This is a genomic window from Nostoc sp. CALU 546 (assembly GCF_048836525.1).
In genome coordinates this window covers 1-7,210 of record NZ_JAWJTF010000183.1, presented here as the reverse complement: position 1 = coordinate 7,210, position 7,210 = coordinate 1, and the positions used below count along the sequence as shown (strand labels likewise).

At 39.4% G+C, this 7,210-nt stretch carries 5 protein-coding genes and 1 pseudogene; 2 read left to right on the top strand and 4 right to left on the bottom strand.

Annotation, left to right across the window (positions count from 1 at the left end):
• Positions 1-1,448, bottom strand: a 1,448-nt coding sequence (locus RRG12_RS41005) for a hydroxysqualene dehydroxylase (RefSeq protein ID WP_420763147.1), incomplete at its 3' end; no start/stop codon positions are given.
• A gap of 272 nt (positions 1,449-1,720) precedes the next feature.
• Here RRG12_RS41005 and RRG12_RS41000 point away from each other — a divergent pair.
• The gene (locus tag RRG12_RS41000) at positions 1,721-2,623 is read left to right on the top strand and encodes a class I SAM-dependent methyltransferase (RefSeq protein ID WP_420760432.1); all 903 of its coding nucleotides are present in this window, start codon (positions 1,721-1,723) and stop codon (positions 2,621-2,623) included.
• A gap of 167 nt (positions 2,624-2,790) precedes the next feature.
• On the opposite strand, the gene RRG12_RS40995 is transcribed toward RRG12_RS41000, so the two are convergent.
• Entirely contained in the window at positions 2,791-3,555 is a 765-nt protein-coding gene (locus RRG12_RS40995) for a GNAT family N-acetyltransferase (protein WP_420760431.1), read from the bottom strand.
• Between the two features lie 635 nt (positions 3,556-4,190).
• Between RRG12_RS40995 and modB the strand changes: the two are divergent.
• Positions 4,191-5,991: pseudogene (gene modB / locus RRG12_RS40990) on the top strand (molybdate ABC transporter permease subunit).
• Positions 5,992-6,111: 120 nt separating this feature from the next.
• Here modB and RRG12_RS40985 read toward each other — a convergent pair.
• A complete protein-coding gene (locus RRG12_RS40985; protein WP_420763146.1) occupies positions 6,112-6,483 on the bottom strand; it encodes a four-helix bundle copper-binding protein in 372 nt (123 codons plus the stop codon).
• A 550-nt stretch (positions 6,484-7,033) separates the two neighbouring features.
• Positions 7,034-7,201, bottom strand: coding sequence for a PLP-dependent transferase (locus RRG12_RS40980; RefSeq protein WP_420763145.1), 168 nt, complete (start codon positions 7,199-7,201; stop codon positions 7,034-7,036).
• Between the last annotated feature and the right edge of the window lie 9 nt (positions 7,202-7,210).

Below are 7,210 nucleotides of genomic sequence, written 5' to 3'. Positions count from 1 at the left end.
GATCGCGCCACTTGAATATGCGCTTCATCCTCTTCTACAGCTAAAATCTTAGATGGCTGACCTTCTCCCAAATAAGACACCACCAAATTCGCCGCCTCCAAACCAGTAACATAAGCCTTTTCTTGTGACCAGGAACCATGACGGTTTACAATCCAATCCCCACTCATAAACACATTTTCAAAACTTGTCTTAGCAGGTAACATATAACGATAGCTACCAGGTGCAAAGTGAGTTACCGCTTGAGATAACCGAATTACACTGCTATCAATGATCTTTGCCTCTCGAAACGCTGGTACACAAGTTGCTAAATAACCCTGAACTATTGGTAAAATTTCCTCATCACTCAAACTGAGAAACTGATTCGCGTGATAAAAATCAGCTTCAATCACCGTTCCCGGCTCATTTTGATATTCATCATGTAGAGCATTCAAATCAAAAAACGTCCAACCTGTAGTTGCGTCGAACCCAAAACAAGCATTAGAAGGACGAGGAATATCAATTTTGCGGTCAAACCATAGCCGCGTTGCTAAAACATCAATTGCTCCTAAATTGCTCAAATTACGGAATTCTTCACGGCTTTGTAAACTAGGGCTAGTTGAGACAATTTTCTTCATCCCCGTGATCCCAACTGCAAAAACCACGGCATCTGCTTCAATTATTTCATCACCACAAACCACACCCTTAACTTGATTACTATCAACAATTAAGTCTGTAACTCGCCGCTTAGGTAACACTCGCGCACCGGCTTTTTCGATTCGTTCCACCCAAGGACGAAATATCTTTTCTCCAACAGTTCCCCGACACCAAACTACATCAAAATCTGGTTGATGAGCCAGAATAAAAAAGTAAAGCATCCCTAAAGTTGCTGCGGCTGAACACTGTTCGCCAGGAGCAAACAAACCCACTAATAACATTGGCTCAAAAGCCTCGCGGTAAAGCCGTGCAGAAACGTTGAAGTCTTTGAACAACTCACGGGCAGTTACAAAATCATAGCGTCGCCAAGCTGCATCAGAATTGTCAAAATCAACGACAGCATAAAGTAAAGGCAGGGCACTGAGACGGTCAATTAGTGGCAGCCGCTTAAACTGAGTGTAGAGAAAAGTTCCCAGTGGCGAGGGGAGTCGCGGTAAGTCTTGAAAAATCGGTGATTCAACTTCCAAACCTGCTGGCGAATATTGCGAAGAACGAGTCCAAGTAGTAAAAGGATTAATTCCTAATTCATTGATTAGGGAAAAAATATTTTTGTAAGGATACCAAAAGCCATGAATGCCCGCTTCAACAGATTTGCCGGCTGGTGTTTGCCAACCTGCCACCAATCCACCAGGATAGGGGCCTGCTTCTAGAAGTGTCACATCATAACCTTGTTTTGCCAAATGGTAGGTTGCTCCTAAACCAGCCCAACCAGCACCTATAACTACCACCCGTTTTTGTTGTGACCCTTCTACCATCACAGCCTCCAATTGTTGCAGTCCATCAACTAATGTATACGAACTTGTGTTCTGATCAGGCAATAGGTTGTTATTACAGCGATTTTCATTTTGATGCAATAGGCGCTTTGAGCGCACATCTGTGCGCCCATACCATATCCCATTGAACTTAAAATAGCTATAGACTTTGAAAAAGGCTCAAGGCAAGCGGTTGAGTAAAAATCCCTTGCGGTTAATGCTGAGTTGAGAGTATAACAGAAAACAGACTTAACTATTCATGAGGAATAATCATAATGAGTCAATTAGCAGATGTAAAATTTAGTCTGAATGACTTTGAATTACGAGATGGCATTTATTTTCCTAGCGACTATGAACAGTTGAATAATACTCAACATAAAAAAACATGGGACGCAATCGGGAAAACGTATTATGGTTCCCAAAAAATTGAAAAGATTGCAGATACATCGCCCATTAAACAAGATTACACTCTGCTTACTGGCACGCCTGGAGGTACTTGGAATAAATTTCCATTGAATAAATCTGTTGGCTCTATTCTAGAGATTGGTTCTGGTTATGGTCGCGCACCATTACATCTCTCGAAAGCGAAAAATCTGAGATGTGAGAAATATTACGGAATTGATATTTCTGAACCTTTATTACGGCGGTTAATCAAGGTCAAACAAGAATATAATTTTTTCCCAGAAGCTGAATTTAACTTGATTTGTACTTCTGCTGAAATATTGCCTTTAGAAGATAATTCTATAGATTTGGTAATTTCTAACTGCGTTTTTATGCATATCCCAGATGCACAATTAAGAAAATTATTGGCTGATATATCTCGTGTGCTAAAGCCTGGTGGAATTTTTGTTTTTAATCATTCCTTTCACAACAAATCTTGTCCTTCTCATATTATTCATAATTTTGTGAGAAAGCTGAATCCATTTGTGAGAAATCCAGTTTATCTCAAGCAATATTCATCTGCTGAAATAGAGGAAATGTTAGCTACTGCTGGTCTAAAAATGAAGTGTCCACAATACATTGTCGAACCAACAGAAGAATATGCGATTTTGCCGGAAACCATCAAAGGAATACCAGTACCCTTTGCTAAAGCCATCAACAGAAGTCTGAAGCCATCGGGTAATTTAAAAGAAACTTTGGCTTATGGTTTCAGTGCCTACAGCAGTAAACTGGATTAATTAAAAAAGTCTCTTTTTTTCACAAGGAACTGAATACAAATAATCTACAAAAGCACAACAATGTTGTGCTTTTTTTACAACAAATTATCATTAACTTTGTTTTGTATTTTTGGATTAGAGTCTGATTGTTTAGTCTAAACTCCAGCCAGTTAGCAATAAATGAGTTCTTAGTGATATCTGGTAACCTCTTTACTATTAAAGATAGTTAAAAAAGTAGTGCACTTAAATTGACCAATAGATGGAAGACTACATATCTTTGCCCCACAAGCAAAATATGCTTGTAAAATATGCGGAATTTCCACATTATGTGATCTAGGACATTGTTGAGGCAATTCTAAAATAAATTCTGAATTTGGATAAACTAAAATACTTTGATGCATCAAGTTCTTTCGCTGAAAATAATTATAAGCACAACGAGCTTTTAAAGGACTTTGCGTTTTAAATGTTACACGCCCCAAAAAATATTGGTTTCCACTCCAGACAAGATAATTTCCTAGCCCTTTCCAGAGTAATAAAAGTGCTTGAATATTACGGTATTCTTTTGCTATACACGCACGCCCAAGTTCTACAGTTTCCTGAAGTATAGAATCAGGAATATCATTTATATTAAAATATTTAGCAGCACTAAAGCCCAAAGCTTGAGAAGCCATTCTATAAGATTGCATTCGGTAATTCCCAACAATTTTACCAGTTGGTTTAAAGATGAGTATCAAATGATGACAAACCATATCGAATTCATCTTGATCTCTCTGGGTAAGATTAGAAGCAGAATATTCCAAACCTAGTTCAATATTAAAAATTTCAAAGCGCAATCTAAAAACAGATTCTAATTCTTCTTTAGTAGAAGCAAGTCGGAGAATATATTTTTCGGTTTCAATTACTGGAAAATCTTTGAGGAGACGGTCAGATATTAGTGGAAGTTTAATGTTCATCTTAGAATTTCTCATTAATAGATAATCATTACATGCTCACAATTTTTACTGCTTGTTTAGCATTGCATGAGGATACGTCATGATTTAGTTATTTAAGAATTATTTTATATATAGTTACTACGAAAAAGTAAAGACAAAAAACAAATGTTTTAGGACATAATTACAGGATTTATGTCTTAATAAAGACCGTATTTTCTAGATTCAATAATATTAAATACTAATTAGTAAATATTTCATCAAGATAATATGAAGTTGTATATGAAGTGACTCAGCTATTTATTTTTGATATAAGGATATGCGTCATCAATCACTAGGAGAGGGAAAAGTTACAACTGAAGGGTTGATACTCACCATGACGATGTTTTGACGGGTACAACTTCCACCCTGACACTTCCAATACGGTTGGCTTAAGATCCCCCAACCCATTTTTTTAATGGGGTTAGGGGATTTTCAAAACATAAAAACGTTAACCGAACCGTATTGATACTCGATCGAACGCGAATCTTATTTAAAATTTGGATAGTTTTTGGGATTTCCTTCATTGATTGTTATGTGATTTACCAACTTTTACGAATATTTTGAAGCTAAAGTTGGTAAATTATGGATTAGTTGAGCTAATTCTTCCCCAGACAACTATGCCATTGGATTTATCGCCTCTTTGGATATCACTCAAAACTTCATTGCTTGCTACATTTATTACCTTCTTCTTGGGTATGGCTGCTGCCTACTGGATGCTGGGATATCGTGGCAAAGGTAAATCGTTGATTGAGGGTATCTTTATTGCGCCTCTGATTTTGCCTCCCACTGTTGTCGGCTTTTTGTTGCTGCTATTTTTTGGCAAAAATGGCCCTGTAGGGAAACTCATGCAGGCTTTTGATTTCACCATCGTCTTTACTTGGTATGGTGCAGCGATCGCAGCCACGGTAGTTTCTTTCCCTTTAATGTATAAAACTGCACTGGGAGCCTTTGAACAAATAGATGGTAATCTGCTGCGAGTAGCTAGAACCCTTGGCGCAACTGAAGCCACAATCTTTTGGCGCATCAGTTTACCCTTAGCGCTACCCGGCATTGTAGCTGCCACAATGCTCGCTTTTGCCCGTGCTTTGGGAGAATTTGGTGCGACATTGATGCTGGCTGGTAACATTCCCGGACAAACACAGACAATCCCAATGGCGATTTATTTTGCTGTGGAAGCGGGAGCGATGAATGAAGCGTGGTTTTGGGCGATCGCTATTATGGTAATTTCCCTGTCTGGAATTATTGGGGTTAACTTCTGGCAAGAATTGAGGGAGAAGGCTGTATCTCCGTCAGGGGGAGGGGTGCAGGTGGCGAGAAATTCTCTACACTCCGCACTCTAACTTTGAATCTGGTGGATTATTTATCAACATTGAAAAAATCCTTCCTAGCTTTCATTTAAAAGTTGCTTTCAACACTGATGAGCAACCCTTGGGATTGTTAGGGGGTTCTGGAGCAGGTAAGAGCATGATTTTGCGCTGCCTTGCGGGAATAGAAACACCTACAACCGGGCGCATAGTTTTAAATGACAGAGTTCTGTTTGACTCAGAAAAAGGAATTAATTTACCCAGCCGCGATCGCCGCATCGGTTTTTTAGTGCAGAATTATGCCCTCTTTCCGCACATGAGTGTGGCGCAGAATATTGCTTTTGGCTTGCCCAAAAACCTATCTGCTGGAAGTATTAGAGTGCAGGTAGAGGAGCAACTAATAGCGATGCAGTTGCAAGGATTAGGCGATCGCTATCCGCACCAACTTTCTGGGGGTCAACAACAACGAGTAGCTTTGGCAAGAGCATTGGCAAGCCAACCGGAAGCATTACTTTTAGATGAGCCGTTTTCGGCACTTGATACCCATTTACGTAGTCAATTAGAGCAGCAAATGACAGAAACTCTAGCTGGCTACCAAGGTGTGACTCTATTTGTCACCCATAATATGGAAGAAGCTTATCGGATTTGCCCGAATCTGTTGGTACTGGAGCATGGTAGAGCGGTTCATTATGGTAGCAAACATGATATTTTCCAGCATCCTGCTACTGTCAGTGTCGCCCAACTAACTGGATGCAAAAACTTCTCCCGTGCTGTTCTCCAGTCATCGCAACAGGTGGAAGCGACTGATTGGGGTTGTACTCTTCAAGTAATTGAACCAATCAAGAGCAAATTATCTCACATCGGCATTCGTGCCCATCAGTTCATTTTTACCAACGACTCATCACAGGAAAACACCTTTCCCTGCTGGGTAGTACGAACCAGTGAAACGCCTCATCGAATGACGTTGTTTCTCAAACTACATTCGCCTAGCAACAATTCTCAAGATTACCATCTGCAAGCTGAAGTCTTCAAAGAAAAATGGGTGACCATGAAAGACCAGCCTTTTCCTTGGTATGTGCGTTTAGATCCTCTGCGCTTGATTTTGATGGAGTGAACGCAGAGATATATGGGACGCGGGAAATTTTTTTAAAGAATATTACTTCAAGCGCCCAGACCCAAAGAGTCTGAGCGCTTGAATATTAGGTTGCAGAGAAACTTCTGCTAGTTAGGGGAATTATGCGGTCATCATTTGCATACTTCTGCAAGACTTTGCACACTTGCGACAAGCAGCAGCGCATTCCATCATTTTCATGTCATCGCTCATCATCTCACAGGCCATTGCAGTGCGATCGCACATTTCTGCACAAAGCATACAAGTACGTTCCATGAACTCAGAACCACTCATCATCATATTCATGCACATCATGCACATTTCAGAGCAATCACGCATCATGCTCATCATGCTCATCATGCCCTTGTCCATCTGCATACCACCTTTGGCCATGCAGTAAGTCATGGTTTCCATGCACATTTTGTGACAGTCCATACAAGCATCCATACAAGCTTGCATTTCGGTAGTCATGGTTTCAGTCATCATCATCATCATCATAGGAAATACCTCTTGATTTTTTGATGCACAAATAGTGTCCTTGGAAGGACTACTCATAACATTAGTCTTACTTTTTTAAAGAGTCAATGGGGTTTTTAATTCAGGTTTTATAAACCTACTATCCCGATATAATTACCGGAAAATCAAACTGAATCTACACTAGGTTAGTGTTGTTTTTTTGAGTATTGCTATGCATTAAGGATTAGAAACACGCATTTGAAAGTGGGGTTTTCTTAAGTAAGTCAACTTTCCATTGAGGATCAAAAGTTATGGTTAAATCTGGATCAAAAATAATGTCATTTTTTTTAACAAACGCCTAAACAAAGCATTTGTAAATTTATATTAATCCAGGGTTTATTAACTTATGCTAACTAGAAGATAGGCACACTTAAAAATTCGTAATTCCTAATAGGATTTTAGACCCTACATAAAATAAAGTTACCTCTGAGGGTAGGGGTAACAAACCCTATACTTGATTAAAAGAAATCAAGCTTACAACGCGGAATAAAAATCGGTTTTCTCCATACCCAATACCCAATACCAATTTTCAAGCTAGAGCATTTTCTAAATCAGCTTGCAAATCTTGCTTATGTTCAATTCCTACCGAAAGACGGACTAAATTATCCTTGATTCCCCGCTGAAGTCGTTCCACTTCTGGTAGAGAACCGTGAGTCATTTTGGTAGGATAGCAAAGTAGTGATTCCACACCACCCAAACTTTCAGC